The organism is Paenibacillus tengchongensis (assembly GCF_008973665.1).
In the GTDB taxonomy this organism is placed as follows: Bacteria; Bacillota; Bacilli; order Paenibacillales; family Paenibacillaceae; genus Paenibacillus_AQ; species Paenibacillus_AQ tengchongensis.
On record NZ_WACP01000014.1, the window covers coordinates 38,674 to 55,001 of the forward strand.

15 protein-coding genes are annotated in these 16,328 nt (G+C 51.3%); 3 read left to right on the forward strand and 12 right to left on the reverse strand.

The features are described 5' to 3' along the window. Positions 1–370: 370 nt before the first annotated feature. The 3 genes from F1381_RS29135 to F1381_RS21430 are packed head-to-tail and all read right to left on the reverse strand — an operon-like array spanning position 371 to position 2,664. Complete coding sequence (locus tag F1381_RS29135; RefSeq protein WP_281349941.1) at positions 371–499, reverse strand: hypothetical protein; 129 nt, start codon at positions 497–499, stop codon at positions 371–373. Between the two features lie 37 nt (positions 500–536). Next, positions 537–1,661: an anaerobic sulfatase maturase gene (locus F1381_RS21425; protein ID WP_246188139.1), complete on the reverse strand. Its 1,125-nt coding sequence runs from the start codon at positions 1,659–1,661 to the stop codon at positions 537–539. Beyond that, on the reverse strand, positions 1,654–2,664 hold the full coding sequence (locus F1381_RS21430) for an SUMF1/EgtB/PvdO family nonheme iron enzyme (RefSeq protein WP_151737019.1): 1,011 nt from the start codon (positions 2,662–2,664) through the stop codon (positions 1,654–1,656). Before F1381_RS21430 ends, F1381_RS21425 begins: the two co-directional genes overlap by 8 nt. A 533-nt stretch (positions 2,665–3,197) precedes the next feature. On the opposite strand from F1381_RS21430, the gene F1381_RS21440 reads away from it, so the two are divergent. The 3 genes from F1381_RS21440 (at position 3,198) to F1381_RS21450 (ending at position 6,340) form a co-directional block, all read left to right on the forward strand. After that, positions 3,198–3,962, forward strand: coding sequence for an ABC transporter ATP-binding protein (locus F1381_RS21440; RefSeq protein WP_151736892.1), 765 nt, complete (start codon positions 3,198–3,200; stop codon positions 3,960–3,962). 28 nt (positions 3,963–3,990) lie between these two features. Further along, positions 3,991–4,821 carry an ABC transporter permease gene (locus F1381_RS21445; protein ID WP_151736893.1) on the forward strand — a complete coding sequence of 277 codons (831 nt, stop codon included), beginning with the start codon at positions 3,991–3,993 and terminating at the stop codon, positions 4,819–4,821. Between the two features lie 67 nt (positions 4,822–4,888). Next, complete coding sequence (locus F1381_RS21450) at positions 4,889–6,340, forward strand: sulfatase-like hydrolase/transferase (RefSeq protein ID WP_151736894.1); 1,452 nt, start codon at positions 4,889–4,891, stop codon at positions 6,338–6,340. Positions 6,341–6,358: 18 nt separating this feature from the next. Here F1381_RS21450 and F1381_RS21455 read toward each other — a convergent pair whose 3' ends face one another. The 9 genes from F1381_RS21455 to F1381_RS21495 all read right to left on the reverse strand — a co-directional run bounded on the left by F1381_RS21455 (position 6,359) and on the right by F1381_RS21495 (position 16,262). Continuing rightward, positions 6,359–7,108: an ABC transporter permease gene (locus tag F1381_RS21455; RefSeq protein WP_151736895.1), complete on the reverse strand. Its 750-nt coding sequence runs from the start codon at positions 7,106–7,108 to the stop codon at positions 6,359–6,361. Beyond that, positions 7,105–7,755 (reverse strand): ABC transporter permease, encoded by a 651-nt coding sequence (locus F1381_RS21460; protein WP_246188141.1) that lies wholly within the window; start codon positions 7,753–7,755, stop codon positions 7,105–7,107. The genes F1381_RS21455 and F1381_RS21460 overlap by 4 nt, the downstream gene beginning before the upstream one ends. Before the next feature lie 95 nt (positions 7,756–7,850). Further along, positions 7,851–8,573, reverse strand: a complete 723-nt coding sequence (locus F1381_RS21465) for an ABC transporter ATP-binding protein (RefSeq protein ID WP_246188142.1) — start codon at positions 8,571–8,573, stop codon at positions 7,851–7,853. A gap of 83 nt (positions 8,574–8,656) precedes the next feature. Further along, positions 8,657–9,667, reverse strand: coding sequence for a HAMP domain-containing sensor histidine kinase (locus tag F1381_RS21470; RefSeq protein ID WP_151736898.1), 1,011 nt, complete (start codon positions 9,665–9,667; stop codon positions 8,657–8,659). Beyond that, complete coding sequence (locus F1381_RS21475) at positions 9,664–10,341, reverse strand: response regulator transcription factor (protein ID WP_151737021.1); 678 nt, start codon at positions 10,339–10,341, stop codon at positions 9,664–9,666. Before F1381_RS21475 ends, F1381_RS21470 begins: the two co-directional genes overlap by 4 nt. A 113-nt stretch (positions 10,342–10,454) precedes the next feature. Next, positions 10,455–11,813, reverse strand: a complete 1,359-nt coding sequence (locus F1381_RS21480) for an MATE family efflux transporter (RefSeq protein ID WP_151736899.1) — start codon at positions 11,811–11,813, stop codon at positions 10,455–10,457. A 313-nt stretch (positions 11,814–12,126) separates the two neighbouring features. Further along, positions 12,127–12,828, reverse strand: coding sequence for a lysophospholipid acyltransferase family protein (locus tag F1381_RS21485; protein ID WP_151736900.1), 702 nt, complete (start codon positions 12,826–12,828; stop codon positions 12,127–12,129). Between the two features lie 60 nt (positions 12,829–12,888). Continuing rightward, positions 12,889–14,160, reverse strand: coding sequence for an erythromycin esterase family protein (locus tag F1381_RS21490; protein ID WP_151736901.1), 1,272 nt, complete (start codon positions 14,158–14,160; stop codon positions 12,889–12,891). A 212-nt stretch (positions 14,161–14,372) separates the two neighbouring features. After that, the gene (locus F1381_RS21495) at positions 14,373–16,262 is read right to left on the reverse strand and encodes a beta-glucoside-specific PTS transporter subunit IIABC (protein ID WP_151736902.1); all 1,890 of its coding nucleotides are present in this window, start codon (positions 16,260–16,262) and stop codon (positions 14,373–14,375) included. Positions 16,263–16,328: the final 66 nt, after the last annotated feature.

Here is a 16,328-nt window from a genome sequence, read left to right on the forward strand (position 1 = left end):
ATGATAAAGTAGATGCTCTGGATGGCCAGAAATACCAGTGATACTGTAATAGTAACCGTAGTGACATCGTCATAGGTGAGACGTATATGTTCCAGCATAGGCTTCAGCACGACAAACGTTTGTATCGTCGATACCGGAACCGGAATCAAAAAGATAAAAGCAATTTGCTTCGTAGCCGCCATGTTCATTTCTCTGCTGCTAAGTCCGAGCTTGGAAAGTGCACGGTACGTCCGGCTGTCGGCGGATAACTCCGTATAAAGCTTGAAGTATAAAAAGCTTGCCGTTGAAATCGAGAAGATAGAAAAACTTGGGCCTGCTTAGTAAATCGGCTGATAATTTATTGTAAAATATCATTAGATTTCCAAATTCCTTATTGCGGGATTTCAAAAAAGCGCTGATCGAGTAAAGCACAAAAAAGACCGCAAAAATAAATACCACGAACGCAGCAACCCGCATGCTGACTAACGTCAATGCGCCCACCGGCGCCAGCATTGCTCAAAGGGAAAAACTCCCGTTTAAGCAACACCGGATCAGGTTTACAGCCATTCCTTTCTCACCTTGCTGGCCAGCTGTTCCATGCGCGCCCTGGAGTATGCGTAAATCTTCTTGTAGCTCGCACAAAAATAATCAGGATAAACGCCGGCCTGACCATCCTGCGGACCGCGGTTTCTCGGACAACCGCCATGGCACAGGTCCAGAAACTCACACGTTCTGCATGAATCGGGAAGAGCCGGCTTCATGCGGAGGAACCTATCGTAATTGGGATGCGATAACAGAGCTTCGAGTGAATCTGTCCCGGCATTGCCCAGTTTATAATCGTCATGAATGTGAAAATCACAGGGGTAAGCATCTCCGTTCTGCTCCAGGATCAAAGTTTGGGGACAAGCGGACATATGCGTGCATATTCCCCCGCCGCCGCCTAAATAGGCCTGCAGCAAATGGTCAAAGAAGCGTTCGGAAAACAGCGGTTGTCCATCGTTAAACCAGATATCGAATACGTCGCACAGGAACTGTCCGTATTGCTCTGCCGTAATCAGAAATTGTGCAGGCTTGCCCGGGTCTTGAGCGCGGAAATCCATGGCGGGTATAAATTGCAAATAATTGAGTTGCTCCTCCCGGAAGAAGCTGATCATTTCCTTGGCCCTGTCCACATTGCCTGCGTGAACAACAGTCAATATATTGAACTCCACCCTGTGCCTGCGCAGCTGCCCGATTCCGGCCATCACCCGTTTAAAGCTTCCTGTTCCATTCGCGTAGGTCCGTCTGGCATCATGAATAGGTGCAGGCCCGTCCAGACTAACGCCTATAAAAAAGCAATATTCTTGAAAGAAGCGGGCCCACTCTTCAGTAATTAACGTACCGTTGGTTTGCAGTGAGTTGCCGATGGCTGTATTGGGTTTGGCGTATTTGGCCTGGAGATAGACCACTTCACGGAAAAAATCAAGGCCCGCCAGAAGCGGCTCTCCTCCCTGCCAGGCGAACGTTGCAGTTCCATTCGTTTGCTTCATGTACTGGCTGATCAATCTCTGCAGCAAAGCGGAGTCGATCCGGTTGATTTTGGGGCCGGGCCGTCCGGCACAGCCGCTGTAGTAGCAATAATCGCAGGCAAGGTTACAGTCTTCCGCGACCGTTTTCCACATAATACTCAGATTGTTATTCATTGAAGTTAGCTGCACAGCGGAAGCCGACATTGCCTGAAGAGCTGTCCGGTGTATTCTTATTGCGGGCGGCTACCCGGTACCGGTTACAGTAAGAATCATGACACAGATAAGAACCGCCTCTCATGGACCTCAGGTTTCCTCTTCCCCTTCCCAAAGGATTAATACCAGTTGTTTGCCGATGATAATTAGGGTCGAACACATCTGCACACCATTCCCATACATTACCTGCCATGTTGAAGAACCCGAATCCATTCGGCTCATATTCATCCACCGGGGAGGTTCCTATGTAACCATCGGCTGCATCATTGCTGCCCGGGAACTCTCCCTGCCAAATATTGCACCTATGCTTGCCATCAGGAGTCAGCTCGTTTCCCCACGGGTACCTGGACCCCTCAAGGCCTCCCCGCGCCGCGTACTCCCATTCCGCCTCCGTCGGCAGGCGCTTGCCTGCCCATTGACAATATGCCTGGGCATCATTCCATGTTACATGTACGACGGGATGATCCATCCGCTCTTCCACAGAGGAGCCTTTTCCTTCCGGATGCATCCAGTCTGCCCCCTCAATGACATGCCACCACGGCGTCTGCCTAACCATCGTAGACGGGTTGGACCGTTGGTCGGGTGGTAACAGCAGATGAAATACAAAGGAGTTGCCGAATGTCTCGGCTTCCGTCCGGTAACGGGTATCTTGGACAAAATCTTTAAACTGCGCGTTAGTCACGGCGTACCTGTCCAGGGAAAAGGGAGAAATCCGCACCTCTCGAGCGGGTCCCTCCCCATCCGCCGCAAAGCCTTCGGTGCTGTCGGTACCCATACGGTAGCAGCCTCCCTCCAACCGGATCATGGCCGGGCTTACAGGCGCAGACGATTTAGGGTGTATTGCTCTCTTCGGGCCGTACTCCTGTTTAACAGTCATTCGTTTACGGATGATCCGATCAACAGCTGCTGCTCCACGCCCTGGCGCACAGCAGGAAGACTTCTTAACTTGCCCGTTGGTCGTCATATGCACTTCACCTTTCATTCCTTCAAATGACATTATTCCAAAGCCTGCTGTACAAAGCTATCGTTGACGCCCTGCCGGAAATCAATTTCTTTCTTCTGAAAGCCGTTCTGAAGGAGAATCCCGGCGGTTGCTTCCTGGGCTGCCAAAGCCTCTTCCTAGTCCAATCTTTTTACCCTTTAGATCCTGAACTGTAGCAATTTTGCTGTCGGCCGGCACGAGTATGGCGTTCTTGCCTTCTCCGATCAAGCCGACAACCTGAAGCCGCCTTGCTTTATGCCTCCAATTCAGATGAAAATAATAGGTATTACAACGTTAAGTATCCATTGATTGACTACAAAGTCAATTAGTATCGTGAGTAAATCATAGCAGCCGGAAAATTTAAATGTCAATCCCTTTCATTCTCCTTATCATTACACAAGAACATATTATTCCGCCTATTATACTTGGGTATTGACACTGGAATGATTTAGGTGCTAAGATCACCAACAACGTGACTAAGAAGTCAATCAGTTACCGGGATAGGAGTGAATGCCATGCAGCCAGTGTTAGCCATTCATGAGGTGAGCAAAACATTTTATACCGACCAACAAGTTACTCCTGTATTAGACAAAATAAGCCTAAATGTTCAGGAAGGAGATTTCACGGCAATCATTGGACCAAGCGGCTGCGGCAAGAGTACTCTGCTCAAGATCCTCGCCGGCCTTGACGCCGAATATAGCGGTGATGTTCAACTGAAGGGCGCTCCAATCCTAAGACCATCGCAGGAAAAAGGGTTTATATTCCAGGAGCATCGTCTCTTCCCCTGGCTCACTGTGGAGAAGAATATTGCTGCCGACCTCTCCCTGCGCGATCCCTCTGTCCGTAAAGCTGTAGATGAATTGATTGGGCTAGTCAAGCTGAATGGTTTCGAGAAGGCGTATCCGCGCCAGTTATCCGGAGGGATGTCCCAGCGCGTGGCCATTGCCCGGGCATTGTTACGAAAGCCGGCAGTGCTGCTCCTTGATGAGCCATTTGGCGCACTGGATGCATTCACAAGGAGCCATATGCAGGAAGCCCTGCACGATATCTGGCGTTCCAACCGCACGGCGATGGTATTAGTTACTCACGATATTGATGAAGCAGTCTTTCTGTCCACCCGGGTTATTGTCATGGATGCAAGACCGGGCCGAATTAAAGCAACGGTGCCTATCGACTTGCCTTACCCCCGCAGCAGAGCCAGCCGTTCATTTACGGAACTTCGGACACGTATTCTAAACGAACTGGAACATCGGGAAGCGCCGGAAGACTACAACATTTAATCTATGGATAGAAAGGGCTGGGAATAACATGATGGCACCCATCAGGGCTAAGGAGCTTAACAGGAATGGATCTAAGACGTTGCCTCGTCCAGCGGGCGGGAAATGGCGTCTTTTCGTACGGGGGGCTGTTCTCCCTGTGTTCATTGTTTCGGTGTGGCAAATTCTGAGCTCGACCGGAACGATTTCAACGCAGCTCTTCTCGTCGCCGGCACTTATTCTTAAACAATACTGGAATCTGACCCTCTCGGGAGAGCTTCCCCATCATTTGCGGATCAGCCTTGTCCGTGCTTTGCTCGGGTTCTTGCTTGGCGGAAGCTGCGGACTGCTTCTGGGCCTGTTCGTCGGAATGTTCCGCAAGTTTGAAGAAACCGTGAACCCCACGGTACAAATGCTGAGAACGGTTCCTCTCCTGGCCATTACCCCTCTTTTCATCCTCTGGTTCGGATTCGGTGAGCTGTCCAAAGTGCTCCTGATCTCACTAGGCGCTTTTTTTCCTTTGTATGTAAACACTTTTCTAGGCGTACGCAACGTCGATGCCAAGCTGTTCGATGTGGCCCGCGTGCTGGAATTCAGCCGGTTCAGCCAGATGACCCGTCTGGTCCTTCCGGCAGCGCTGCCGAATGTCCTGCTGGGGATCCGACTTTCTCTCACCATTGCCTGGCTATGCCTGGTGACGGCGGAACTACTAGGCGCCGAAGCCGGCGTCGGGTTCATGATACAGGATGCCCGCGCATTTATGCAGACGGATATTGTATTCGTCGGGATTACCATCTTTGCTCTGGTTGGCAAATTGTCCGATTCCCTCGTCCGCTTCTTTGAAATCCGCTTGCTCCGCTGGCAGGATAGCTATAAGGGATAAAGGTTGCAGCCATCCACACCGCATCATTCGTGAAACGAATGCAGTTTAGACAGAAAGGGCGAATATCATGAATTCGAAACCGCAAAATTTATTATTCATCATGTCGGATCAGCACAACCGGGACCTCCTGGGGGACAACGGCCACCCCGTCATTCAGACTCCAAACTTGGACCAGCTGGCGCGGGATGGCGTAAAGTTCACCAATGCCTACAGCAATTGTCCCATATGTGTTCCTTCCCGTGCCAGCATTGCCACCGGCCGTTATCCTCATGATAACGGCTCTTGGGATAATGCTGCGCCTTATTCCGGAGACAAGCCAAGCTGGGGCCACAGGCTGGAGGATCAAGGAATTCATGTCACCACCGTAGGCAAGCTCCATTACCGGGATGCTGCCGATGACACGGGCTTTCCCGATCAGCGGCTTCCTCTGCATGTGCTGAATGGTGTTGGAGACTTGTTCACCCTGATCCGTGAAACCGGGCTGCCTTCAGGCAACCTTGGGCGCAAGCAGGTTCTTGCGGCTGGCCCGGGCGAGTCTTCCTATACGCAATATGACCGCGCCATTGCCCAGGAAGCAGTGAATTTCCTCCGCGAAGCGGCGGCTGAACCGGATCAGCCGTGGGTGCTGTTCGTTTCGTTCGTCACGCCTCATTATCCGTTGACAGCACCACAGGAATACTTTGACTTATATCCGCCGGAGAGTATTCCGCTTCCGAAGAATTACGGATTGGATCAGCGCGGCTCCCATCCCGTTATTAACGAGTACCGCCGTCTGATCGGAGTAGCAGATGAGCTTGACGAAGTGGATGTCCGCAATGCGCTTGCGGCTTACTACGGTCTTTGCAGCTTCATGGATGCTCAGGTCGGCCAGGTACTGTCGGCACTCCGGGACACGGGGCTGGACCGTTCCACACGCATTATCTATACCTCCGATCATGGCGATTCCATGGGGGAGCACGGCCTCTGGTTCAAATCAACCATGTATGAGGGATCCGTCGCCGTTCCACTCATCATCTCCGGACCCGATTTGCCGAAGGGAAGGCAAGTTTCGGATAACGTCTCTCTCGTCGATTGTTTTCCCACGGTACTCGATATGGTCGGGGCCCGCCTGGAGGAAGAGGACCGCGATCTTCCGGGAAAATCCCTGCTTCCGCTGGCCCGGGGAGATTTCGAACCCAACCGGGTTGTGTTTAGCGAATATCACGCCGCAGGCAGTATTACCGGCTTCTTCATGATACGTGAAGAGCAATACAAATTTGTTTACTACGTGAATTACCCTTCACAGCTGTTCAACCTGGCTAAAGATCCCGGGGAAGCAACCGACTTGGCTGACGATCCACAGTATGCCGCCGTGGTTAGCCGCATGAATCAAAAGCTGCGTGAGATCGTCGATCCGGAGAAGACCGACGCCGAAGCAAGGCGGGATCAACAGCGGCGGCTCGATCTTCACGGAGGCCGGGAGCAAATTGTGGCCAAAGGCTTTAAGGTTCCGTATACGCCAGCCCCGCAGGTTGAATAGGAGAACATAGGAGGTAATTCAAGCATCCCGCTTACGGTACAATACAAGGGCTGCTGTAATAAAGAGCAGCGTCCATAACATTAAAATGCCTGTCCCCTCTATAGGGGTACGGGCATTTATTTCACCTGCGGAAGGATGCATATACATAGAATATCCTGCCGTATCCGGAAGATAGCCGGGCAGAAGCTCTCCCGCCAATGGACTGACAACGAAATAATAACCAAGCAGTAACACTACTGCAGGCGTGGTCCGTCCCAACAAACTGCCAATAGCTGCGCTGAGCAGTGCGGTTAAGGTCAGGTAGCCTGCTGCACCCGCTAATGTCTTGATCATGGTGCCGATATCAATGCCTGCTGCTGTATTGCTCATCCTGAACAAAGAATATAGCACGCCTGACGCCGCAATCATAAACGCCGCAGGAACGGTTATAATGGCTAATGCCAGATGCTTCGCGGATAATTGAAGCCCCCGCCAAGGGATCACCGTTAAGGTGGTTCGAATCTGCCCGCCGCTATACTCTGAACAAGCAGCCAGGATCCCAAGAATGATATACCCTGCTTGAGTATACCGTAAGGAAGCCAGCCCGAGCTCCAGCATACTTTGCGTTCCTGCCGAATCTTGCTGACCGGCAGAAGTGAACGCTGCGGCTAAAACCAGATTAAGCAGGAATGACCCTATTAATATGAACCCTATCAGAGGTAATGTAACCAGTTTGTCCAGTTCAGCGCCAAGGATCTTTGTGAACTTTCTGCCGGATGAGACCCTCATGCCGCAACATCCCTTCTAAGGAATACTATAGCCGCAATAATGAAAAGTACGGCTACCCAGCCAAACATGACCAATCCGCCTGTGAACGGAGTATGGATTCTGTCGCCCATCACCATAAACATTTCAGCGCCAGCCCGGTCTGGTAAGTAATACGCCAGCTTTGTAATCTTGGACAGCAGGACACTGAAGGATACCAAGGATGAATTGATCAGGAGCACTGCAAGCGGGATCAGGGCATTCTTGGTCAGGACAGTAAACGCAAATGCTAGAAGAGCAGTGAAAACCCAGTAACAAACCGTACCGAGAAGTCTGGACCCTTCAAAGGAAGGGGTATATTCACCAAGCATAAGATGCGTAACTGACACAGTGGTCAGGATAGCAAAGATACACTGCAGTATGCTGATTACTGCTACAGCACCTGCTTTGGCCAGCAGAACATGAATCCGGGAAGGAACAGCTGTTAAACTGGTTGTTATCTGATGTCCTGCGCCGGATTCGCTGCTCTCGGTCAAATACTCACTGCTGACAGCCAGCACACCAAGAATAATGACACCTTGCACACCAAGGACTAATCCGATAAAGCCGGCTTCCGGCAGCCGTGTACTGATTCCTGCTACAATATCCTCTTTCTGAGCAATACTGTCCAACGCAGATATGCCCGCCGGGGCAACAGCTCCAATCAGAACGGCCAGCCAAATGCCCGGCAGAGAGAACAGCTTGGATAGTTCGGCTTGGAATGCCCTCATGATACATCACCTCCACGTTCAGAGGTCAGGGCAAAAAAAGCGCTCTCCAGCGTGGAATGGTTACCTGTGACTTCTGCCAAGGTTCCATCCGCCACTACTTTACCATGATGAATAACCACCACATCATCCACAGTCTCTGCAAGCTCTCCCATGAGGTGACTGGACAGCAGCACCGTGTTGCCGGACGCAGCGCGTTCACGCAGCAATGTCCGGATCCAGCGGATGCCTTCCGGGTCGAGCCCGTTTACAGGTTCGTCCAATATCAGGATTTCGGGATCGCCAAGCAGCGCAGCCGCCATTGCCAGTCTTCTCCCCATACCGAGGGAATAGCTTCCCACTCTCCGGCCAGCCGCATTCGTAAGACCGGCGATTTCAAGAACCTCCTCGACACGTGAACGGGGCAGTCCTGCGGCACGGGCCAGCCAGCGCAAATGTGCCCGTCCTGTCCGCATAGGGTGGGCCCCGGATCCATCAAGTGCGGCTCCGACGGTGGTTAGAGGATTAGGTAATTCTGCAAATGCCTTACCATGAATTAGCGCACTCCCTGAGGTGGCACGGTCCAGTCCAAGCAGGATCCGGAGTGTGGAGCTTTTCCCTGCCCCATTCGGACCCAGGAATCCGGTGACTCTACCGGGTCTGGCTATAAAACTGATCCCTGATAAAATTTCTCGATTTCCGCGGCGTTTGACCAAGTTATGAATGGTTAGCAACCATAACACTTCCTTTCTGTTATGGTTCCAAGTATATAGAAGCAAAGTTACATCTCCGGTATCCGCCTGATTAATTCCGGGTTAACTTTAGGTTAAGCCCGGCCAATAACTACACTTGTCCCCTTCTCATCGGAGATAAAGTCAGCTTTCAGCTTCATTTGGGTCAGCATATAAGCTGAAGCCGATAAACCGATCCCCGCTCCGCGTTCATCGGAAGGTTTAAGCATACCCGGACCACGGTCTGCAACAATAATCCGTTCTTTTTCGGGATCAACGGTTATATTCGCATATTTCCCCGCTGCCGCATGGCGGAGAATATTCTGGAAGACATTATCCAGCACCCGTGTCATCCAATTCGGATCTGCTTCCCAGTAAAACGTCTCTGCTGCTGGTAAATCAGCTTCGATCTCAATTCCTTGTTCCTCGAACACAGGATACCAAGCCGCAACAGATGCTCTTACTAAACGTACAATGTCGGTTGAAGCGGGCTCATACGGATATTTCCCTGATGTAAGCAAGGTATAGGAAAGCAGATCATCCATCAGCTCTCCGACTCTTGTAATCGTATGGTCCACCTCTGCTAATGAATCTTGTCCTTCCAAGCTCAAGGCTTCCTTATTTAAACGGGCAGCATGTCCTCTGAGAATGGTAAGCGGCGTCCGCAGGTCGTGAGATAGATTCGCAATGAGCCGGTGCCGTAAACATTCCTCTTCCGCTTCCCGCTGGCGGCTGTCTTCAAGCTGCTGAATCATCCAATTGAAGGAGCTTCCCAACTGGTCGATTTCATCCATACGGTCACTTTGAACATGTATAGTCTTAGGCAAGGAAGGCCCATTACCTTTCAATGACATGGCTTCCTGTAAGCCGGTGAGGCGTTTGCGGAGTCTGAAGAAGAACATCCAGGATATTACAACAAAGGCAACCAGAATAAAACTGAACAAAAGCAGTGTAATGTAAAATAGATTTAATGTGCTCAGACCTACCCGATGTGAGTCCTCAAACCCGAAAAACATAGAGTAGAAAATAAGCAGCATTGGCGGCAAAAAGATAAACAGAAAATGCACTTTTAGAAAACGGCGGAATAAGGACCGGGTCTGTTTCATAGCTTCACCCGGTAGCCGATTCCCTTCAACGTTTCAATAATCTCTGGGGCATTCGGATTGACTTCCAGCTTCTGGCGCAGCCGGCGGATATGTACCATTAATGTTTTATCGCCTGTGATATAGGCTTCCTCCCAAACGGCTTCATAGATTTGTTCTTTGGGTAAGACCCGGTTAGGGTGACGTAAGAAGTACATAAGAATCTGGTGCTGCTTCCCAGTCAATATAATTTCTTCTCCGGTGCGCTTGTCATATACCATCTGGGCTTCCGGGTCTACTTCAATATGATCTCCTAATGCAATGCGTGTGGAGAGTGCTCCCCCGCTTCGCCGGATTAACACCTCTAATCTGGCAACTAATTCATCCGTATGGAACGGTTTCGTTAAATAATCGTCGGCAAATTGTAAACCTTCCACCTTATCATCTACCGCTGTACGGGCGGATAACAGCAGGATCGGAACGGTGGGAGCTGCCTTCTTCAAGCGTCTGCCCACCGTAAATCCGTCTAAACCGGGTAACATGATATCCAGAATAACAATTTCATGCTGCCGGACTTCTTTCTCGGCTCCTTCACCGGAGAGCAGCCACCGGACGGAGAATCCCCGCTGTTCCAATGCCTCTTTAACCCAATGGCCTATTTTCTCATTATCTTCTATATATAAGACGTTTCTTGTCAAGTAACAACCCTCTTTCAACATGGAGTTCGCTACTAGACAGATTAACACAATCTGGATAGGGGTTACTAGCTAAGCCTGAGGCTGCACAATGTACAGCCCCTTGATGCGCTTGCTCAAGCAGACAGATCGGCAACCAGATTCTTCATCCACTTTCTGGAGTAAATTCTTGTTAAACCGATGACAAGCCGGACCACTTCCTCCATGGACAGGATCATATACACCAGAAACACAGGCTGCTTCCAGACAAAAGACATGAGCAATCCCGAAGGGACGCCGATCAGCCAGGTCGCAGCGGATTCCATCATGAATACGAACTTGCTGTCGCCGCCGCTGTTGAGTATGCCGCCGGCCAGGATCATATTGCCCACCTTCACCCACAGGAATGCTGCAAACACCCAAACGAGATGGATGCCCATCCGGTGCGCTTCGCCGGATACCTGAAAGATGGAGACATAGAACGGCGCGAGCCCGGCCAGCAGCGCCCCGGTGCCGAGGGACACCAGAATTCCCAGCTTAATGAACCGCTTAGAGTAATCCATCGCCGCTTCCTGTTCATCGGCTCCCAGCTTGTTTCCGATCATGATGCCGGCAGCGCTGGCGAGTCCGGATAATAATCCGATGCTTAAATTCTGCAGTGGATAGGTTAACGTCATCGCCGTAATTTCCGCGGTTCCCATCCGGCTATAGATGATCGCGTACACCGTTTCTCCCAGCACCCAGATCAGCTCGGTTAGGACAATGGGATAGGTGGTCCGCAGAAACTTCGCCACAAGAACCCGGTTTACGCCAAACCACCCGCGGACATGCGTTGCTCCGGGAAGCCGGAACTTGCGGGCGGCCGCGATAATCAGGCAGCATTCGAACAGCCGGGCGATCAGTGTAGCCGTTGCCGCGCCCTTAAGCCCCCACTCTGGAAAGCCGAATTTCCCGTAGATCAGCAAATAGTTGAGCAGGATGTTCAATCCTACCGCCGCCATGCTCGCCAGCATGGGCAGCTTCACATGTCCGGTCGCGCGTAAGATGGCGGAATAAATCATCGTCAGCATTACCGGGATGTAGCTCAGGGAGATGATTTTCAGAAACCCGGCGCCTTCAGCGATCAGCACCAGGTCCTGGGTGAACAACCGGAGACTGGATTGCGGGAAGAAATGCGTCGGCACCGTAAATACGGCAGATATTCCGAAGCCGAGCAGCAGACCCAGTCCAAGCAGCTGGGCCGTGCTTTTGTCATCTCTTTTTCCCCAGAACTGTGCAGCATAGATGGACACTCCCGTTGCCAGACCGGCCAATACTACACTGATAATCCCGTATATCTTCACCGAAATCCCCACGGAAGCTATGGCCACATCGCCTAGCTGTCCAACCATCAGCTGATCGGTTAAAGTCAGCAGTGCCATAATCAAGCTTTGCACAGTGACCGGGATGGCGATTTTGTAAATATTGCTGTAAAAATCTGTCCGTAAATCCTTCATTCCTGTAGTGTCCTCCCGTCATACTGCCTTCTGATAGCGAAGCAGGGTATAATTCTTGTGCGGACGGACCTCGGCCACCTTGAATTTCTTTGCAAAGCTCAGGTCGTTATGTCCCTTCGTCTGTGCAAACGTTTGTCTTAATGTAGTATTTATGCTAGCATACTTTTTTGAAAATGTAAGGAAAAATATGTCGAAATATATATTTATATAAATGAACAGTATCTTAAAATCGCAAGTTATTCTGGCCGCATCTGGTCCTGCTGATTCTTGCCTGCACAACAAGAGGCCAGCCCCCGGGCCAGCCTCTCTTCATCTATTTATAAACTCCCCGGTATTTCTCCGGTAATAACTCTGCTATTTTCTTCATTATAAAATTTAGAGTACTCTCTTCATATTCTTGTTTATCTTGTTCTTTGTCTCTCTTCGGAAGCTCAAATTGTTTGCCAATGTTAATATGAACCTCTGCATATGTAAAGGTTTCCGCTTTCATATCTCCTTCTATATTGATCGGTAACAGTTTTTCTGTCCCGTATAAACCAATAGGTACAATGGGGGCTCCTGTCATTCTGGCTATAAGCAGGATTCCTTTCTTGGCTTCGATCAAACTTCCTGCTCTGCTTCTGGTTCCTTCAGGGAAAATCAATAGGCTCTCGCCTTGTTTAATAAGCTTAATGATTCGCTCAAGGCCTTCTTTATCCGCCGTATTAGGTTTTATAGTTGTAGTCTTAATTACATTAACTCCTATACTGGTAACGGCGTTATTGGACAGCTTCTCCCCTGCTACAAAGGTGGGATCGATCTCTTTTAACACCCTGTCTAACACTAATCCATCGGCATTGCTCAAATGATTGCATATGAAAATCGTTGGTGTTTGAATTCCCTTTAAGTTATCACTGCCTGCTATGTGTATTGTGGCATATTTGTCCAGGTAATGATTTGTAATTCTTCTGGATATGCAGGTGACAAACTGATCTGGAAGGATATTTATCATTTTTGCCGTTGCAGCGGATATCATTGGAATACTCCCCCCGAAATGTTATTGAGAAAAAGCATAACATAACTGGTTTAATACATGCTATGTTGAATAGCCTTGTATGGATAAGGCCAGGGGTCTCAAAGCCTTGGTGTGATCAAGGTAGATAAAAGCGTTGTAACGTCTGGAGATCACTGTCGGCACATAGTTGCCTCTCTCCCGTTCGGGATGGTACACCACGCCAATGGCCCGGTGGCCAACCGTAATCTCACCCAGTACCGGATCTTCCGGGTCCATGAGCAGCAGCTGGTCCTGCGCCCCGTTTCTGTGCAGCAGCTCTTCCCAGCTGTTCCTGATGGCTGGCGGTACCTTCATTTCCTCCATTGGAGCTCCCCAGCTCCGGCCGGCAATAACGGTGCCCTCATAAGTGCCAAACCCGATGGCGTATACTTGGCTGCCATACTGTTCCCGCAGGAGCTGTCCCACGTTGACCATCCCTTCGTCCGCCATGTCCGTTGCCCGGGCGTCTCCAATGTGCGTATTATGCTCCCAGACCAGCACCCGTGAATGTTCCCCGTGGAATTCCACCAGCTTCTCCAGAGCGGACACCATGTGCCGGTCGCGGATATTCCAGGACTCTGCGTCGTGGCGGATCATGGTGCTATAGTAGGATTCTGCACCCTTTACAGCCATTGCATTTAACTCGGCACTGAGCGCACGTTCCTGATCCTCCGGATGGGCATCCTTCCATTTGTCCTGGAGCCTGCCCAGCAGGGCTATGACCTGATCCTCACAGCCTTCGCCATACAGGGATGCCGAAATCCCGTAAGATTGCTCATCTCGGCCAAAGGGCTCGAAGCATTCAAAAGCTTTCCGGGCCGCTTCCAGATCTGCCTTATCCTGCGTCTCCAGATACTTTAGAATTTCATCCATGGACTCCCACAGGCTGTATACATCAATCCCATAGAATCCCACCTTCTCCGCATCGGGCTTGTCCTGATTGAATTCGCGCAGCCACCCGGCAAGCTCCAGGATCTCCCTATTAGCCCACATCCAGGTTGGCCAGCGATTGAAGTCGTTCATTGCTGTCTCCGCTTCCGTTGCGGCATCGGAATACCCTTTGACATAACGGTTTAAGGTGTAGCAAGCAGGCCAATCCCCTTCTACGGCAATGAACCGGAAGCCATGCTCGGCAATCAGGCGTTTGGAGAGCTCAGCGCGGACGGTGTAGAAATCCGAGGTTCCATGCGAGGCTTCCCCTAGAAGCACATACTGGGCTTTCGCCGCATGCTTAATCAGCCGGTCTATGGATTCCCGGGTTCCAAAAGGGATAGCCAGCCGGTGTATCGACTCCATCAACAAGTCTTCTCTCATCCTTCATTTCTCCTCACGTAACATTAATGTGTTTCAAGTGTGCGCGTTTTGGAGTGAAACCATGCAGGAATGAGTATTGAACTAGTCTGTTTGTATTAAAAAATCCCGGTCTGTCCCCTTCGCAGTAATGACTGCGAATTGGGCAGACCGGGATTTGTCGTTCATCCGGACCGGGTTAATGCAGGCGGCTGCTGCCGCCTGCACATCAATGGTTAGGCTTTAACCGTATACAACAGATCCTTGGTCTTCACCGAGGCTTGCCCGGCGGACTGGATCGAGTCGTATTGCTGGATGTTGGTGATAATCACCGGCGTGATCGTGCTGTAGCCGGCTTTTTCAATCTCGGCAAGATCGAATTCCATCAGGAGATCGCCTACAGCCACCTTGGTGCCTGCCGTCACCTTCGGCGAGAAATGCAGACCCTTCAGCTTGACGGTATCAATGCCGATATGGATAAGCATCTCGGCCCCGTTGTCGCTGACCAGACCAATGGCATGCCCACTCTTCGATAGGGAGAACACGGTTCCGTTGACAGGCGATACGACCCGCCCTTCGGCAGGCTGGATGGCCAAGCCTTTACCCATGATTTCTTCGGAGAATGCCGGGTCATTCACCGCGCTCAGCGGCTTCACTTCACCGGTAATCGGGCTGAAGATTTGTTCTGTAACCATGTGCTGCTCATTGGCAGCCGGCGCAGCAACTGGATCAGCAGCCGGTGCGGCGACTGGGGTGGCCTGCACTTGCTCTTCCGGCACATCCTCAAAGCCCAGGATGTAAGTTACCATAGCCGCAACCACGATGCCGATGGCGAAGCCGATCAGGGACAGGACAAAGGTCGAGCCCAGCACCATTGGAATCCCGGACAATCCGGCCAGGCCGCCGATGACGAAGGCTTTGACCTTGAACAGGCTCAGGAACGCCCCGCCGGCGGCACCGCCGATCAGTGCGGCGATAAACGGCTTCTTGAAACGCATGTTAACGCCGTACATCGCCGGCTCGGTAATCCCCATCATGGCGGTGATGCTTGTGGAGAGGGCCAGGGACTTCAGCTTCTTGTTCTTCGATTTCAGGTATACCCCGAAGGTGGCGCCACCTTGCGCGAAGTTGGCCACCATCATGAGCGGGATGATATAGTCATAGCCGAGCTGGGCAATGGAAGCGATCATAATCGGGATGAGCGCATAGTGCATGCCTGTAATGATGAGCAGCGACATTGTCCCGCCGATCAGCAGCCCTGCAAGCAATCCGGTGTTATCGAACAGCCAGTTGATCCCTCCGGTGAGGCCATTTCCGATGATAACGCCCAGCGGACCAATGGCAATCAGCGTCAGCGGTACGATCACCAGCAGTGTCACCGTTGGCACAACAATCAGCTTCAGCGAAGCATGGGTTACTTTGTCTACCGCTTTCTCCACATAGGATGCCAGCCAGATGGCGATGACAATCGGGATGACCGAGGAGGAATACGTCGCCGCTACGACCGGCAGCGATGCGAATGTAACCGGCTCCCCGGTCGACAGCAGCGCTGTTATCGTCGGATGTAGAATGGCTGCACCAATGGCTGCGCCTATATACATGTTGCTTCCCAGCTTGCGGGCGGCGCTTACCGCCAGTACAATCGGCAGGAAGTAGAATGCGCCGTCCCCGATGGCCGACAGGATGATATAGGTTGAATTCTCGGTGGTCATCCAGCCCAGGGCCACCAGCAGCGCCACGATCCCTTTGATCATCCCCGCGCCGGTAATGGCCGGCAGAATCGGTGTAAAGATACCGGAGATGAAGTCCATAAATTTGCTGAGCGGATTCTGCTTTTTCTTCTCGGCGCTGTCCGCTGCTGCAGCCTTTTGATCCGGGGACTTGGACATGCCCGCAACCAGCTCGTTATATACAACCGGCACATCGTTGCCGATAATGACCTGGAACTGTCCGCCGTTGATCATTACGCCCATCACGCCCGGTGTTTTCTGCAGCGCTTCTTTATCGGCCCTTTTGTTATCGTTCAGATTAAAGCGCAGGCGGGTCATGCAGTGGGTAACTTGGCTTACGTTCTCTTCTCCGCCGACCAGCTTCAGTATTTCTTTGGACAATGCTGCCTTATCCATATGTCATGCTCCTTTGAGGTTGAGAGTGGTTTGTGGTACAAAAAAACCCAAACACTGAGCAGTAAT